The organism is Megasphaera sp. NM10 (assembly GCF_000417505.1).
Classification (GTDB): domain Bacteria; phylum Bacillota; class Negativicutes; order Veillonellales; family Megasphaeraceae; genus Megasphaera; species Megasphaera intestinihominis.
In genome coordinates this window covers 1-15677 of the sequence record NZ_APHY01000036.1, presented here as the reverse complement: position 1 = coordinate 15677, position 15677 = coordinate 1, and the positions used below count along the sequence as shown (strand labels likewise).

The following is a 15677-nucleotide window of genomic DNA, read 5'->3' as shown; positions in this document are numbered from 1 at the left end:
CCCCTCCTCTACTGGACGCGCCGGGCCTGATGGACCTGGATCATATTGATAGAAAACAGTGTGACAAAGGCGATGACCAGCATGGCCAGGGCGATGGCCGTGGCGCTGGCGTAATCGACGTAATTGAGCTTCTGCATGATGACGTAAGAAACGACCTGCGTATGATGCTTGGCACTGTTGCCAGAAATGTAGATGACGCTGCCGTATTCGCCGAGGCCCCGGGCAAAAGCCAGGCCGAAGCCCGTCAACAGAGCCGGCCGCAGTTCCGGGAAGATGATGCGCCGGAAAATGGTGAACTGCGACGCGCCGAGCATGCTGCCCGCTTCTTCATACGTCGGGTCGAGCTTCTCCAGGACCGGCTGGATCGAGCGGACGACGAACGGGATGCCGACGAAGACCATGGCGATGGTCAGGCCGATCTTGGTATAGGCGATCTGGATGCCATAGCTGGCAAAGAAACTTCCGAAGAAGCCCGTATCGGAATAGAGCTTGGAAAGGGTGATGCCGGCGACAGCCGTCGGCAAGGCAAAGGGCAGTTCGATGACGCCGTTCAAGAGACGTTTCCCGAAGAAATCGTAGCGGACCAGGACCCAGGCCAGGATGAAGCCAAAGACGCAGTTGACCAAAGCCGCTAGGACAGAACAGGAAATGCTGGTGATGAAGGCGTTGCGGATGCCGCTGTTGGTGATGAGCTTGGCATAGTCATTGGCCGTCAGCTGCAGGGAGTGCGCCAGGACCGACGCCAGCGGGATGAGGATGAGCAGGGACAACATGGTAAGGGTCATGCCCATGGACAGGCCGAAGCCGGGAATAATCTGATTGCGCCCGCCGGAACGGGCAAAAAAGTGTTTCATCCGGCTCCCCTCCTATGCATCGCCGTTGACGTCGGCCATGATCTTATCGAACAAGGCGTCGTCGTTGAAAAATTTAACATACGCAGCCTCCCAGCCGCCGAAATCGCTGATCTTGGTCAGCTTGACCTTGAGATCGAAGCGGTCGGCATAACGCCGGAGGATATCCGGATTAGACGGCCGGAAACCGTTCTTGGCGGCCAGTTCCTGGGCCTCATCGGAATAGAGGTAGGCCAGGTATTCATGAGCCGCCTCTTCATGACCCTTGCGCCGGGCCAGGCGGTCGACGACAGCCACGCTGGGCTGGGCCAGGATACTGATGCTGGGCACGACGAGGTCGAACTTATCGGGATATTCGCGCATCGAATAAAGCGCTTCGTTTTCCCAGGCGATAAGGACGTCACCTTGTCCGTTTTCGACAAAGGTCGTCGTCGAGCCGCGGGCGCCGGAATCCATGACCGTCACATTGCGGTACAAGTCGGTCATGAAGGCCCGGGTCTTGATTTCATTTCCCCCGAAATGGTCAAGGCCCCAGCTCCAGGCGGCCAGGAAGTTCCAGCAGGCGCCGCCGCTGCTCTTCGGGCCCGGCGTAATGACGCTCACGCCGGGCTTTACCAGGTCGTCCCAGTCGCGTATCCCTTTCGGGTTCCCCTTGCGGACCAGGAAGACGATGGTCGACGTGTACGGCGCCGAATCGTTGGCGAAATCCCCCTGCCAGCCTTCATGGATGAGGCCGGCCCTTTCGATGAGCGACACATCGTGGGCCAGGGCCAGGGTCACGACATCGGCCTTGCTGCCTTCGATGACCGACCGGGCCTGACTGCCCGATCCGCCATGGGACTGGATGATGCGGATATCCTTGCCTGTCGTCTCACGATAGTGCTGCTGGAATAATTCATTGTATTCTTTATATAACTCACGGGTTGGATCATACGAGACATTGGTCAGCGTCATCGTGCCGCCGCCCCCGGCGTCATCGCTGCGTCCGCAGCCAGCCAGGGCCCCGGCGACGGCGAGTGCCGCCGAAAAAGCCAGTATAGCTATGATGCGCTTCTTGTTCATTTTCTTTCCCCCTCTATACCGGCTTAGATTCCTTACCCCTCAAATAAAGCCGTCGATAAATAGCGTTCGCCGCCATCCGGCAGGAGGACGACGATAGTCTTGCCTTCGTTTTCCGGCCGGCTGGCCAGTTCCAGGGCCGCCTGCAGCGACGCACCGGACGAAATGCCGACCAAAAGGCCGTCGGTCTTGGCGACTTCCCTGGCCCGGCCGTAGGCGTCCTCATTGGATACGTCGATCACATCATCTACGAGAGATATATCCAAAACTTTCGGGATGAACCCGGCGCCAATCCCCTGAATGGCGTGCGGGCCCGGCCGGCCGCCGTGCAGGACGGCGGAATCTTTCGGCTCGACGGCGACGATCTGGACGTCCGGCTTATGGCCTTTCAGGCCCTGGGCCGTACCGGTGATGGTGCCGCCTGTGCCGACGGACGAAATGAAGATATCTACCTTGCCGTCCGTGTCGCGCCAGATTTCTTCCGCCGTCGTCTGGCGGTGGATGGCCGGATTGGCCGGATTGTCGAACTGCTGGGGAATGAAGCATTGCCGTAAGAATCCCTCAATTCTTCGGCTTTGCCGATGCTGCCGCGCATCCCCTCGATGCCCGGTGTCAGCACGATTTCCGCCCCCAGGGCCGACACGATCTTACGCCGTTCCAGGCTCATCGTATCGGGCATGGTCAAGATCAGGTGCAGGCCCTTCACGGCGGCGACCAGGGCCAGGCCGATGCCGGTATTGCCGCTCGTCGGTTCGATGATGACCGTATCTTTGTTGATCTTCCCCTGCCGTATCCCTTCGTCGATCATGGCTGCCGCTACGCGGTCCTTGACGCTGCCCAAGGGGTTCATGTACTCCAGCTTGGCCAGGACGCGGGCCTTGAGGCCGTGCCGAGCCTGCCAATGAGTCAGTTCCAAGAGCGGCGTGTTGCCAATCAGCTCTGTCAAATACGTTGCCACATGCTCCATGTACTCAGCTCCTTTTTGGCAAAAAGAAAAGCGCCGCCTGCTGATGCAGATGGCGCTATAAATAGACGTATGCCCATGACTTCATCTGCCAGGTTATTTCCTGCTGGAATTGGCACCTTACCTACGTAGGTTGCCGCAGCGTCATCGGGCCAGTCCCTCAGCTGCTCTGGATGAATAGGTTTCGTATTGTATTGTCCTTATGAATGGTTGTACAATACGATCATATCATACAACACATGATGGTCAAATTTTTTAAGTACCCCATGATAACATACCTCTTTGATGACTAAAATGAATAGCTTCCTATCGGAAACGTTACCAAGAGTGTACACTTTACAGAGTATATTGTCAAGGGATTTTAAGCAAAAACTTTCATATTTTACAATGTAAACGTTATACCTATGGCTTTAGATAGGAATTTAACTTTATAAATTATATTTTTTATAAGTAAAAAGGGCTTGTTGTATATACAGCAGGCCCTTTTTTGAGTTTTAAGTTTGTAGTTTTTAGTTTGCAGCAAATGGTAAAAAATTTAAAACTTTCTTCTATAAACTACAAACTCTGTACTACAAACTTTAAAGAGAAAGGAGCCTTGCATGATGGCAGAAGCCTTCGTGCGACAGGCCCTTTTAAGTGGTTAGTAGTTAGTGGCTCGTGGCTAGTAAATGGCTTTAAATTTAAAACCATTCACTAAAAACTGCAAACTGCAAACTTCGTACAGCTGACGGCTGACCGCTAACACCCTCAATGCGTCGCCGTGGGCTGGGCGTCGTGATGGGCCGTTTTGTTGTCGGCGTGGACGAGTTCTTTGCCGCAGTAGTAGACGATGGAGATGGCCAGGACCATGAGGGCGATGGCCAGGACGAACTGCAGTCCTTCGATGAGGAACGACCAGTTACCCGAGGCAATCTTGATGATCAGGCATAAGCCGATTCGACGAGGGCTGTCATGGTAACGCAGAACATGACGACCATGGGGATGTAGAGCATGAAGCTCTTGCGGCCTGTCGTCTTGAGGAAGACCGTCAGGCAGATGAGGACCATGGCCGACAGCAGCTGGTTGGCCGAGCCGAAGAGAGGCCAGATGTTCATGTAGCCGCCTAAGCAGAGCAGGAAGCCGAAGAACAAGGTGATGACCGTAGCAAAATACTTATTGACGCAGATTTTCTGGATCGTGTTCATTTCCTGTCCTTCATCGACGCTGAACAGTTCCTGGAAGGACATACGGCCGATACGGCCGACGGCATCGAGGGTCGTCAGGGCCAGGGCCGATACGCACATGGTCATGATGCAGGCAGCTGCCGTCTGGGACAGGCCGAACATGGTGAAGAAACCAGCGACGGCGCCGGAGAAGATCTGGAACGGCGTGCCCGAAGCGACGTGGCCGTTGGAAGCGGCAGCGCAGGCGATGACCAGGGAAACGACGCCTAAGACCGATTCGACGCACATGGAACCGTAGCCGACAAAGACCGAATCCTGTTCCTTATCCAGGGTCTTCGACGACGTACCGGACGAAACGAGGCTGTGGAAGCCGGAAACGGCACCGCAGGCGATGGTGATGAACAGGATTGGGAACAAATCCTTGCCGCCGACCGAGAAGGACGTGAAGGCCGGCATATTCAGCGTCGGCTGGGCGATGAAGATACCGATGACGCCGCCGGCGATCATCATGAGCAGCAGGAAGGCGCTGATGTAGTCGCGCGGCTGTTTCAGGAGCCACATGGGCATGATGGAAGCAAAGAAAATATAAGCGAAGATGATGTACAGCCAGGTCATGCGGTCCAGGTAAATCGGCAGGTCGATGCCGACATAGAGCATGGCGATCAAGAGGACGATGGCGATGACGAAGCGTACTTTTTCACTGGGATTGAACTTCTTGATGAACAGGCCAAAGGCAATGGCGACGAAGATGAACAGCATGGAAATGGAAGCGGCAGCCGCATTGGGCAGGACCATGGATCCATCCTTGGCAAAGCCATTGAACGTCGTAGCGACGATATCGCCGAAAGCGGCGATGACCAGCAGGCTGAAGACCCAGCAGAAGAGCAGGAACAGGCGGCGGCCCGTCGTGCCGATGTACTTTTCGATGAGGACGCCCATGGATTTGCCGTCATTCTTCATGGATGCGTAGAGGGCTGCGAAGTCCTGGACGGCACCGAAGAAGACGCCGCCGATCATGAGCCATAAAAAAGCCGGCAGCCAGCCGTAGGCAGCGGCGATGATCGGGCCCGTGACGGGGCCGGCACCGGTGATGGACGAGAACTGATTGGCAAAGACCGTGAACTTAGAAGACGGCGTATAATCCTGGCCATCTTCCAGGCGATGGGCCGGCGTCAGGGCGTTGGGGTCGATGCCCCACGTCTTAGCCAGCCACTTGCCATAGAACCGATAGGCTACCGCCAGGATGACGATAGCACAAGTGACTAAAACAACACCATTCATAGAAATTCCTCCTATACTCCAAAAAAACAAATGGATCTGTGCGGAGGAGCTGAAGATGTTAAGGTAAATAAAAATGAATACCATAAAATACATCTTCGCTTCTGCGCATGTGTACGGTATAACACGATTAAAAGGGCCTGTCAAATATACTATTAAGTCATCGTCGGCGTTTTACTTATATTTTTTAAGAATAAAAAAGAGATTAAACGTTATGATTTCGTTTAATCCCTTTAACATATTACATGTCAATGTGACAATTATTTATATTTTATGGATTTCAGTTTTTTTCATCCTCAGTGCCCGGATACGCTGGCCTGGCTCGTCTGGCTGGCCTGACGGTGCTGGGCCGCACGCGGACGGCGAACCCGCTTCTTACGGGCAGCGGCTTTTTTGGCATTGGCCTGGAAATTGGCGACGATAGTCCGGGCCAGCCAGCCCATGAGACAGCCTGTCAGCAAGATCTTGACAGCCAGCAAGTCCCACGTCGTCGATAACAATAAGGCCAATACGACAAAAATAGACGTAACGATCGTTTTATTCATGAACAAACACATCTCCCCTGTCGACATACATAAAAATCATCATACTAATTTTAATTATACACGTTTTTCATGGATTAAACAAGGGCTTGTCGCACATGCGACAGCCCTTGTTGAGTATTAAGTTTGCAGTTTGTAGTTTTTAGTGAAGGCTTTAAATTTAAAACCATCCTCTACAAACTCTGCACTACAAACTATACAGCAGGAGGGACAAATTTAAAATTTGTATTTATATTGCAGGGGCTCGTACGACGGCTACTCAAAAGTCAGCCGCATCTGGTACCATGTGACGCCGCCGTGGACGGAGGCGCTGATGCCTTCGTTCTGGAAGCCGAATTTCGCATAGTACGGGAGGAGCTTGTCTTTGCAGGTCAGGACCAGGCCCTGTCGTCCCTGCTGCCTGGCGTCGGCAATGGCCGCTTCCAGGAGCTTCCCGGCATAGCCATGGCGGCGGCACGAAGGCAGGGTATTGACGCCGAAAATCATCTGCCAGGCCCCCTTTTCGTCATGCATGGCCGCCTGAGCGTACATGGCGTCAGTCAAATCCCGTTCATCCGTCACCATGCCGTCGACGAAGGACACGAGGTCCCCCTTTTCATCGAAGAGCAGCCAGAAATGGGCCGCATAATGGGCCAGGCGGTCCCGGAATTCATCGGCCGTCGCCGCTTCTGCCGGCGGGAAGCAGGCTTTCTCTACAGCCGCCACAGCGGCTAAATCGGCCATCGTAGCCGTCCTGATTTTTATAAACAATCTCCTCTTTCCTATCTATTTTCTCTCCATTATACAGGCCATCGCCGCCTGCCGCAACAGACAGCCTTCAGGCCTTGCCCTTGAATTTATGGATCAGGCTGGTCCGATTGGTCACGCCGAAGCGGTGATAGAGCTGGGACAAGCGCTTCTTGACGGTGAAAATGAAGGTACAGCGCTGATATTCCTGCAGATAGACCTTATACGACGAGTCGGCCCTCAGCTGACACGAACCCTCAACCAGCCACAAGTCCTCCGTCAGTTCCTTGGCCCGGTACGTTTCCTGGCTCATGACACAGGGGATGAGCCGGTTGGCACTGGCCCGGAAGATATCGCCGACCCGCTGCCGCCCTTCGGCACTCATTTCCCGGCCGGCGCCGAGCCAGACGACATCGGGCGCCAGATAAGCCAAGAGCAGGTCCAGGCTGGATGAGGCGAAATAGGAATGTAAAATACGGCGCGCCAAGGCAATCAGACTGCGCCGCGTCGATGAAGTCTTCATAAAAAGGCATCGCCTCCTTTTCCTAAATGTCATCTTTTATTGTAATTGAAAAAGTGCCTTTTTGTAAACCAGTATGGTACGTTACCTTTATTGTAAATTATCATCAAATTTCAAAAAAAAATCACCTGTATTTTACTACAGGTGATAGATATAAAATATACATAGTACCTGGCGATTCCGCCCTTTACTATTCGTTTCAGTCATTATTTAATTTTATTGAGCTGCGTCGCCAATTCTTCTGCCGACGGGTCGCCGTTGACCGGCGTCATGATGTTCTGCGCCCCCAAGTAGAGCGTACCGCCGGACGCCGTGGCCTGCTGCTTGCTGTGGCCGTTCTGGTAGGCTGCGGCCAGGTTGCCCAGGACGAAATAGGACCGTTCGGCACTGCTCATGCTGGACGTGGCTGCGGGCTTGATGAATTTGTTGCCGTTGACGTAGACCGTGCCGTCTTTGACGCTGGCGTGTTTGCCGCTCATTTCATAGAGCTTGTTGGCATAATTGTCGCGCCGTTCCTGATTCGATGGATGGTCAGAGGGAGAGAAGATTTCACCGACAAAGTTGCTGGCATTATCGCCCTGTTTTTCCATGACCCGCTGCCAGATGGCGGCCGTCGCACCGGGATTATAGCCGGCACGGGTGATATACCCGAAGGACAGGTTGTCCGCTTCCCATTCGGCAGCCCTGTCGATATGGACCGTTTCGATCTGATTGCTGACCGTGTTGAGGATGAGGTTGTTCAGGCCCGAGCCGCCAATCGTATCGGCCAGGACCATCTTGCCGATTTCGACATTGACCTTCTTCTGCGTCGAATTGGCGACGTGGTGTTTCTGGCCGTGGCCCATTTCATGGCCTAAGACGACGGCGATTTCATCATCGTTGCTGACCAGGTCGAACATGCCCTTATTGACGACCATGACGTGGCCCATGGTGCAGGCCGCATTGAACGTCGTGTCCGGGCTGACATACCAGCGGTAGGGCAAGGTCTTGATGCTGGGGTCCGTCTGGGCGATGCTGGCGCTGAGGCGGTTCATGATAGAAGCCAGCCGTTCATCGTAATAAGAATTATTGAGGACGCCGGTCTGCTTGGTGACGGACTGGTAAATCTCGCTCTGTCCTTCTTTGGTCGTGTCATAGTGCTTGATCTGCTTGCTCAAGGCCGATTTCACCTGGAAGCCGCCGATGACATCGGTAATGAGGTCAGCCTGGACCGGCTGGACCGGCACGATGCCCATAGGCAGTGAGAACGCGGCCATGGCTGCCACACAGGCAGCGGCTATTTTTTTCTTCATATGCATAAAAATCACCCTTCCCCTGTACTGGAAATCTATACTTCCATTATACAAGGAAAGGGTGGACTTGCAAGGCTTAATAAGGTCAGGATATGTACGATTCTCCCCCAAAAAGCTAATGAGGAAATTCCAACATAACCTGCGGCGGGCTTGCCACGTGCAAGCCCCCTACAGGAGTCACGAACCACTAAAACTAAATCTGGGCAAAGAGTTTCTTCCGGGTCCGTTCGGCTTCGGCTTTGATCTTTTCGATGTCCAGTTTGGTGAATTCTTTATGGCGCAAGAGGACTTCGCCGTTGACCAGGACCGTATCGACATCCATGCTGTTGGCACTGTAGGCCATGAGGCTCAGGGTGTCGTTCTTGGGGTACCAGTGCAGGCCTTCGCGGTCGACGAGAGTGATGTCGGCTTTATAGCCTGTTTCCAATTTGCCGACGTCTTTGTAGCCCAGGCACTTGGCGCCGCCTTCGGTCAGCATGTTGATGGCCGTTTCGGCCGGGATGACCAGCGGGTCCAGGGTATTGGCCTTGTGGATGAGCGTAGTCAGGCGCATTTCTTCGACGATGTCCAGGTTGTTGTTGCTCGATGCCCCATCGGTACCGAGGCCGACAGTGATGCCTTTGGCCAGCATCTTGGGGACCGGCGCGATGCCGCTGGCCAGCTTGAGGTTGCTGCCCGGATTGTGGGCGACGCGGACGTGCTTTGCCGCCATGATATCCATATCGTCATCATCGACCCAGACGCAGTGGGCAGCCAGGCAGCCGCAGTCCAATACGCCGATTTCATCCATCAGGGCGATGGGCGACTTGCCGTATTGCTGCTTGATGTTTTCCACTTCCCCCTTAGTTTCGCTGAGGTGGATATGGATTTCGGCTCCCAGTTCCCGTGCCTGGTCGACGAATTTATGGAGATAATCAGGCGGGCACGTATACGGCGCATGCGGCCCCATCATGACCGTGATGCGGCCATCGGCCGTGCCGTGCCAGTCGAGGAAGAGCTGGCGGTTTTCATCGAGGCCGGCCTGGGCATTCGGCCCGATACCGATACTGCCGCGGCACAAGCAGGCGCGGATACCCGATTCTTCGACGGCGCGGGCTTCCTGGTCCATGTGGTCGTACATATCGGCATAGGCCGTCGTACCGCATCGGATCATTTCGGCAATGCCCAGCATGGACTGGGCGTAAATGACATCGTCTGTCAATTTGGCTTCAGCCGGCCAGATTTTCTTTTCCAGCCAGTCCATGAGCTGCATGTCGTCGGCATAACTGCGGAAAACCGTCATGGCTACATGGTTATGGGTGTTGACGAAACCCGGCAGGGCCAGCATGCCCTTGCCGTCGATGACTTCATCATAGTCCGATGCCTTCGGCGCTTCGGGAAATCCCGTGATGCGCGAGCCGTCGATGGCGATGTTCTGGCCTTCTAAGACGCCGTGGTCCTGGTAGAGGGCTACGTGCTGAATCAGTTTTTTCATCGTTTCCCCTCCTGGTCCTTAGTCGAGATTCAAATATTTACGCTGTTCTTCGCTGAGCGTGTCGATGGCATAACCCATGGAAGCCAGTTTGATCTTGGCGATTTCCGTGTCGATTTCATGGGGCAGGACATAGACATGATTGCCCAGTTCGGCATGGTGTTCGAGGATGTATTTAGCAGCCAGGGCCTGGACGGCAAAGGACAGGTCCATGATTTCAGCCGGATGACCGTCACCGGCAGCCAGGTTGACCAGGCGGCCTTCAGCCAGGAGGTTGATGACATGGCCGTTCGGGAGTTCATAGCCTTCGATGTTGTGGCGGGCTTCAAAGTGGCGGACTGCCAGGGCTTCCAATTCGGGTTTGTTGATTTCTACGTCGAAGTGACCGGCATTGGCCAGGACGACGCCGTCTTTCATGTTCTTCATGTGTTCGCCACGGATGACGTCCTTGTCGCCAGTCAGGGTGACGAAGATATCGCCGACTTTAGCGGCTTCAGCCATGGGCATGACTTCAAAACCGTCGAAAACGGCTTCGATGGCTTTGATCGGGTCGACTTCGGTGACGATGACATGAGCGCCCAGGCCTTTGGCACGCATAGCGCAGCCCTTGCCGCACCAGCCATAGCCGGCGACGACGACTTTCTTGCCGACGACGGTCAGGTTCGTCGTGCGCATGATGCCGTCCCACGTGGACTGACCTGTGCCGTAGCGGTTATCAAAGAGGTATTTGCAGTACGAATCATTGGCTGCGACCATGGGGAACTTCAATTCGTCGGCTTTGTCGAGGCCGTGGAGACGGTTGACGCCTGTCGTCGTTTCTTCCGTGCCGCCCAGGAGATTTTCCATGGCATCGGCCCGCGTCGTGTGCAGGAGATGGACCTGGTCGCCGCCGTCGTCGATGATGATGTCCGGATGATGGTCCAGGGATTTATTGAGGAAATCGAAGTATTCTTCGTCCGTTGCGCCATACCAGGCATAGACGGTCAAGCCATCTTCGACGAGGGCTGCAGCGACGTCGTCCTGCGTGGACAAGGGGTTGCTGCCGGTGACGATGACGTTGGCGCCGGCGCGATGAAGGACTTCTGCCAAATAGGCCGTCTTGGCTTCGAGATGGACGCTGACGCAAATCGTTTTGCCTTTAAAGGTCTGGTCGGCTTTCAGTTTGTCGCCAATGGCATTGAGGGCCGGCATGTGACGATCGACCCAGCTGATTTTTTCATGACCGCTTTTAGCTAACTTGATATCGCGAATAATAGATTCCATACGAGTAAGACCTCTTTCTGTAATGAATTAGTGTTGGAAAAACGCCGGTACGGATATGGCATCCGGCCGGTGGATGATGCCCTGTTCCGTCACGATGGCGCGGATATTTTCATGAGGCGTCACATCGAAGGCGGGATTGAAGACGGGCGTTTCGGGGAGGGCTGCCGCCGCACCCCGGAAAGAACGGACTTCATCGTGATTCCGTTCTTCAATAGGGATCTGGCTGCCGTCGGCAATGGACAAATCGAAAGTCGAAGCCGGCGCAGCGATGTACAGGGGAATATCCAGTTCCCTTGCCATCAGGGACAGGCCGTAAGTCCCGATCTTATTGGCCGTATCGCCATTGGCGGCGATGCGGTCGGCACCGACGATGATGGCATCGACGCCTTTCGTCTTGAGCGTCCAGGCCGCCATGTTGTCGGTAATGAGCGTCACCGGGATATGGTCAGCCATGAGCTCGAAAGCCGTCAGGCGGGCGCCCTGCAGGAGGGGCCGCGTTTCATCGGCGTAGACCATGGATACCCGGCCCCGGCGATGGAGCTCGCGGATGACGCCCAGCGCCGTGCCGACGCCAGCCGTAGCCAGGGCCCCGGCATTGCAGTGCGTGAGCAGCGTCAAGGGACGGCCTATTTTTTCCAGCTCGTCGGCACCGAACCGGGCCATAGCCGTATTGATGGCAATATCGGCTTTATGGATGGCCACGGCCTTTTCTTCCAGGGCTGCCGTCGTGGCTTCAGCACCGTCGGCTTCATGCTGGCGGGCACAAGCCATCATCTGGGTCAGGGCCCAGTGCAGGTTGACCGCCGTCGGCCGGGCCGCATCGAGGTCCCGGCAGATAGCTTCCAGGTCCGTCAAAAAGGGCGTATCTCCCCCTTTCTGGCACAGGGTCCGCGCCGCCAGGACGACGGCATAGGCCGCAGCGACGCCGATAGCCGGCGCCCCGCGGACAGCCAGGACGGAAATGGCCTGGCGCACGTCCTGCCAGGAATGGCAGGGCAGATAGATTTCTTCAAAGGGCAGCTTCGTCTGGTCCAGGAGGAACAGCGTGCCCGCTTGCCAGCGCAGTGTATCCATTATACCGTAAACCCTCCATAAGCCTGCAGGGTGTGGCGGCAGGCACAGTCCTCATTATCATATAATTCGATGCTCTTCAGGATGAGCTGCTGCAGGCGCTGGGAATTCTCGGCCATAGCTTCGACGACCTCTTCATGGGTCAGGGGCGTCGGCGAAATGCCGGCGGCAAAATTGGTGACCATGGAAATCGTGGCATAGCAGATTTCCGCTTCCCTGGCCAGGCAGACTTCGGGGACGTTGGTCATGCCGACCAAATCGCCGCCGAGCTTTTCATACATCCTGATTTCAGCCGGCGTCTCGAAGCGGGGCCCTTCCGTGCAGACATAGGTTCCCTTATCATGGAGCGCATAACCGCCAAGGGCCTGAGCCGCAGCCGCTACGGTCCGGCGCAGGGTCGGGCAGTACGGTTCGGTCATGTCCACGTGGACGACGCCGTTTTCGCCGCCGTCGAAGAACGACGTATGACGGCATTTGGTGAAATCCAGGAACTGGTCGGGCAGGACGAAATCGCCCGGCTTGTCATCGCGGTTCAGCGAGCCGACAGCCGTCGTCGACAAGATGGCCGTGACGCCCAGGCGCTTCAAGCCCAGGATATTGGCCCGGTAATTGATGAGGTGCGGCGGAATGGAATGATTCCGGCCGTGGCGGGGCAAAAAGACGAGTTCCTTATCCTTATACGTCCCCTGCCAATAATGAATGGTCCCGTAAAAGGTATCCATATAGTCTTCATGGACATTGGACAAAATCTTCGGGTCGCAGACACCGGTACCGCCGATGATGGCAATGAGTCCCATCGTAAAACCTCCTTCGGAGAATCAATTCTTCTTATGGCGCTGGGCAGCCGCTTCATACAGCGCTGCCAGTTCATCGTGAGACAATACGTATTTGGCCCCGCAATACTGACAGGTCATTTCCACCTGCGGGTCCTTCAAGAGGGCTTCCTTATCTTCCTGGCGCAGGGACAACAGAGCATTTTCAAAGCGCTGGCGCGAGCACGTGCAGCGCCAGTACAGATTCTGCCGGTAGAGTTCCTTGAAATGCATACCGCTGAGGATGATGTCAATGAGGCCTTCACCATTGGGATGGTCCTGCAAATACGTCGTCAAAGCACCGACCTGGGTGATATTGGCTTCGACACGGGCCAGGTCTTCATCCTTCGCGCCCGGCAGGGCCTGGACGAGGAAACCGCCGGCTGCAGCAATGGTGTAATCCTGGCTGACCAGGACGCCCAGGCTGATCGTCGACGGCACTTGTTCCGATGTGAACAGATAGTAAGCGATGTCTTCGGCAATTTCACCGGACACCAAATCGGCCTGGCTCGTATAAGTCGTCTTTTCCGGCGTGAAACGCGTCACCGTCAACTGGCCGTGCTGGCCGACACCGGCTGCCACATCGAGCTTGCCATTGACCTTCAGCGGCAGGTCGACCTGCGGATTGTCTACATAGCCGCGGAGCTTATTCGTATCGAAGCAGTCTGCATGGACGGCGCCTAAGGGCCCGTCACCAGCGACCTTCAGGGAAACGCCTTCGTGGTTCTTGTAATCGCCAGCCAACAGGGCTGCGCCGGTCATCGTCCGGCCCAGAGCCGCACTAGCCACAGGCGACAAATTATGGCGCTGCCGTGCCTTCTCGACGATACCCGTCGTCAAGGCAATAGATACCCGGATGAGCTCATCCGATGTATAATGAATGATCTGGTTGCGTGTAATCATGTATGTTCTATCCTTTCTTTACAAATCCAGTCTCTATTATACAACATCGGTGCAGACCTAGCCAGTGCCTTTTGCATGTGTTGGGGAGCCTATCGGCCCCGCCGGTCGCAGGCCGCCTAGAGTGACCCTCGTCTCGTGAAAAAATAGTGGCTCGTGGCTCGTAAAAGCCTGCCATTATACTCGAATCAGCTGTGATCGAATCTCTCTGGCGGGCTTCCTACAGGAAGCCCCTACAATACGGCCACCCAGGCCGTTTTTTTTTGCGAACTGCGACCGGCGAACTGCGTTCATTTCATGAATCTGTCGCGGCGGAACGCCGCATCTGAATCCAAAAAAGACCACACATGATAGCCGCTGATGTGACCCCAAAAAGTTAGACCTTGGTAACGAGACAGTTTTTACTGTCTCGTTACTTTTTTTTTTATGCTGTCTGTCGGAAAATTCTGTATTGTACAGGACTTTTCCAACCTAGTTTTTCTTTGATTCTTTGCTCATTATAGTATTTGATATATCGTTCGATAGCGGCTTTTAGTTCCTCATAGCTGTAGTAAATCACCCCATAATACATTTCTTGCTTCATTAAGCCGAAGAAGTTCTCCATGACAGCGTTATCATGACAGTTGCCCTTTCGAGACATACTCTGAAAAATTCGTTCTTCTTTAAGTTTCTGGGTATAGGCTTTCATTTGATATGCCCAGCCCTGATCGGAGTGAAACGTTCTTCGATACGGACAATCAGCCGTGATTTTGATTGCTTCAGCCTGAGCTTCCAGTATGCTTTTAGCTGAAGGATGTTTCGCTATTCCATAACTGATGATTTCATTGTTGAACATGTCCAGGAAAGGATCCAGATAAAGCTTGTGCAGGGTCAGATGTCCCTGTGTATCTACTTCATAATATTTGAATTCTGACGTGTCGGTTGTAATCTTCTGGTGCGGAATAGTCGTGTTAAAACGACGTCGTATCCGATTCGGAGCCACGGTTCCTACCTTGCCTCTGTAAGAGCTGTATTTACGGCTTTTTCGAGTAAAGGATGTTACCTGAAGGCCTAGTTTCTGCATGATACGTTGGACTTTCTTCTTGTTCACGCAATACCCTTGATTCTTTAATTCACCGGTCATGCGCCGATAGCCATAATCTTTATGCTGGCTACGGATTTCCTGTATTTTGTCTTCTAGTTCTTGATCGGGATTCTCACGGTCAAACCGTTTCTGCCAGTACATATAGGTTGCCTTGGGCATCTGCGTATAGGAGAGAAGATCGTTTAATTTGAATGATTTTCGGAGACTGCAGATGATTTTTGAAACCCTCTCGTTTTTGCTTCGTCCTCTAAACGCAGTCTCCTCAGTTCTTTTAAAAAAGCATTCTCTATCCGGAGTTTGAGATTTTCATCCTCTAACTCCTGGACATGTTCCACACTGGTATCGACGACTGGTTTCTGACCCTGAGTATCTGGTTTGCTGGTTCGTGATTCGCTCAAAGTTCTTTTCCTGCCTTTCTTATGTGGCCGTAATGCATCCGGCCCAGCTATTTTAAATTCATTGACCCATCTGGCAATCATTGTCGGATTGTTGATTCCTACTTGAAGGGCGAGTTCCTGATATGAAAATTCGCTTGTTAAGTAAGACTGTACCACAGAAAGTTTCTCTTTGAAAGAGTATATTTTTCGAGAGCGAGATCTTTTCAATCCATCATCTCCAATGCTTTGTAGGCTGCAGTCCACTTTAGCAATTGCGCTACTTTCCATTCCATATTTACGTGAA

General features: G+C 54.1%; 15 protein-coding genes, 1 pseudogene and 1 riboswitch. All 16 genes and pseudogenes read right to left on the bottom strand.

The annotated features are described in order from the left end of the window. Window positions 1-8: 8 nt before the first annotated feature. Window positions 9-854 (bottom strand): sulfate ABC transporter permease subunit CysT, encoded by an 846-nt coding sequence (gene cysT, locus NM10_RS07315; protein ID WP_020310950.1) that lies wholly within the window; start codon window positions 852-854, stop codon window positions 9-11. A 12-nt stretch (window positions 855-866) separates the two neighbouring features. Continuing rightward, complete coding sequence (locus tag NM10_RS07310) at window positions 867-1913, bottom strand: sulfate ABC transporter substrate-binding protein (protein WP_020310949.1); 1047 nt, start codon at window positions 1911-1913, stop codon at window positions 867-869. 32 nt (window positions 1914-1945) lie between these two features. Beyond that, a pseudogene (gene cysK, locus NM10_RS07305) lies at window positions 1946-2877 on the bottom strand (cysteine synthase A). 78 nt (window positions 2878-2955) lie between these two features. Further along, window positions 2956-3054: riboswitch (SAM riboswitch) on the bottom strand. Window positions 3055-3621: 567 nt separating this feature from the next. Beyond that, window positions 3622-3723 (bottom strand): hypothetical protein, encoded by a 102-nt coding sequence (locus NM10_RS14180; RefSeq protein WP_020310946.1) that lies wholly within the window; start codon window positions 3721-3723, stop codon window positions 3622-3624. Window positions 3724-3794: 71 nt separating this feature from the next. Then, complete coding sequence (locus NM10_RS07295; RefSeq protein WP_020310945.1) at window positions 3795-5318, bottom strand: carbon starvation CstA family protein; 1524 nt, start codon at window positions 5316-5318, stop codon at window positions 3795-3797. 293 nt (window positions 5319-5611) lie between these two features. Beyond that, a complete protein-coding gene (locus NM10_RS07290; RefSeq protein ID WP_020310944.1) occupies window positions 5612-5860 on the bottom strand; it encodes a hypothetical protein in 249 nt (82 codons plus the stop codon). A gap of 252 nt (window positions 5861-6112) precedes the next feature. Beyond that, window positions 6113-6580, bottom strand: a complete 468-nt coding sequence (locus NM10_RS07285) for a GNAT family N-acetyltransferase (protein WP_020310943.1) — start codon at window positions 6578-6580, stop codon at window positions 6113-6115. A gap of 94 nt (window positions 6581-6674) precedes the next feature. Further along, the gene (locus tag NM10_RS07280) at window positions 6675-7106 is read right to left on the bottom strand and encodes a nuclear transport factor 2 family protein (protein ID WP_020310942.1); all 432 of its coding nucleotides are present in this window, start codon (window positions 7104-7106) and stop codon (window positions 6675-6677) included. Between the two features lie 203 nt (window positions 7107-7309). After that, window positions 7310-8395: a M48 family metallopeptidase gene (locus tag NM10_RS07275; RefSeq protein ID WP_239639651.1), complete on the bottom strand. Its 1086-nt coding sequence runs from the start codon at window positions 8393-8395 to the stop codon at window positions 7310-7312. A gap of 193 nt (window positions 8396-8588) precedes the next feature. Next, window positions 8589-9869, bottom strand: a complete 1281-nt coding sequence (locus tag NM10_RS07270) for an amidohydrolase (RefSeq protein ID WP_020310940.1) — start codon at window positions 9867-9869, stop codon at window positions 8589-8591. An 18-nt stretch (window positions 9870-9887) separates the two neighbouring features. Further along, window positions 9888-11129: an adenosylhomocysteinase gene (locus NM10_RS07265; RefSeq protein ID WP_020310939.1), complete on the bottom strand. Its 1242-nt coding sequence runs from the start codon at window positions 11127-11129 to the stop codon at window positions 9888-9890. Between the two features lie 27 nt (window positions 11130-11156). Next, window positions 11157-12203, bottom strand: a complete 1047-nt coding sequence (gene mtnA / locus NM10_RS07260; protein WP_020310938.1) for an S-methyl-5-thioribose-1-phosphate isomerase — start codon at window positions 12201-12203, stop codon at window positions 11157-11159. Beyond that, on the bottom strand, window positions 12203-12997 hold the full coding sequence (mtnP, locus tag NM10_RS07255) for an S-methyl-5'-thioadenosine phosphorylase (RefSeq protein WP_020310937.1): 795 nt from the start codon (window positions 12995-12997) through the stop codon (window positions 12203-12205). The genes mtnA and mtnP overlap by 1 nt, the downstream gene beginning before the upstream one ends. Window positions 12998-13018: 21 nt before the next feature. Next, window positions 13019-13915, bottom strand: a complete 897-nt coding sequence (hslO, locus tag NM10_RS07250; RefSeq protein WP_020310936.1) for an Hsp33 family molecular chaperone HslO — start codon at window positions 13913-13915, stop codon at window positions 13019-13021. A gap of 421 nt (window positions 13916-14336) precedes the next feature. Continuing rightward, window positions 14337-15209, bottom strand: a complete 873-nt coding sequence (locus NM10_RS07245) for an IS3 family transposase (RefSeq protein WP_239639653.1) — start codon at window positions 15207-15209, stop codon at window positions 14337-14339. Further along, the coding region (locus NM10_RS07240; RefSeq protein WP_020310934.1) for a helix-turn-helix domain-containing protein at window positions 15179-15677 on the bottom strand (499 nt) is incomplete at its 5' end. The genes NM10_RS07245 and NM10_RS07240, both read right to left, overlap by 31 nt.

Excerpts from the sequence above, each read along its gene's own strand:
- NM10_RS07275 (WP_239639651.1), bottom strand. The coding sequence starts at position 8,395 with ATGAAGAAAAAAATAGCCGCTGCCTGTGTGGCAGCCATGGCCGCGTTC.
- NM10_RS07295 (WP_020310945.1), bottom strand. The coding sequence starts at position 5,318 with ATGAATGGTGTTGTTTTAGTCACTTGTGCTATCGTCATCCTGGCGGTA.
- mtnP (WP_020310937.1), bottom strand. The coding sequence starts at position 12,997 with ATGGGACTCATTGCCATCATCGGCGGTACCGGTGTCTGCGACCCGAAG.
- cysT (WP_020310950.1), bottom strand. The coding sequence starts at position 854 with ATGAAACACTTTTTTGCCCGTTCCGGCGGGCGCAATCAGATTATTCCC.
- NM10_RS07285 (WP_020310943.1), bottom strand. The coding sequence starts at position 6,580 with ATGGCCGATTTAGCCGCTGTGGCGGCTGTAGAGAAAGCCTGCTTCCCG.
- NM10_RS07270 (WP_020310940.1), bottom strand. The coding sequence starts at position 9,869 with ATGAAAAAACTGATTCAGCACGTAGCCCTCTACCAGGACCACGGCGTC.
- mtnA (WP_020310938.1), bottom strand. The coding sequence starts at position 12,203 with ATGGATACACTGCGCTGGCAAGCGGGCACGCTGTTCCTCCTGGACCAG.
- NM10_RS07280 (WP_020310942.1), bottom strand. The coding sequence starts at position 7,106 with ATGAAGACTTCATCGACGCGGCGCAGTCTGATTGCCTTGGCGCGCCGT.
- NM10_RS07310 (WP_020310949.1), bottom strand. The coding sequence starts at position 1,913 with ATGAACAAGAAGCGCATCATAGCTATACTGGCTTTTTCGGCGGCACTC.
- NM10_RS07265 (WP_020310939.1), bottom strand. The coding sequence starts at position 11,129 with ATGGAATCTATTATTCGCGATATCAAGTTAGCTAAAAGCGGTCATGAA.
- NM10_RS07290 (WP_020310944.1), bottom strand. The coding sequence starts at position 5,860 with ATGAATAAAACGATCGTTACGTCTATTTTTGTCGTATTGGCCTTATTG.
- NM10_RS14180 (WP_020310946.1), bottom strand. The coding sequence starts at position 3,723 with ATGGTCCTGGCCATCTCCATCGTCTACTACTGCGGCAAAGAACTCGTC.
- hslO (WP_020310936.1), bottom strand. The coding sequence starts at position 13,915 with ATGATTACACGCAACCAGATCATTCATTATACATCGGATGAGCTCATC.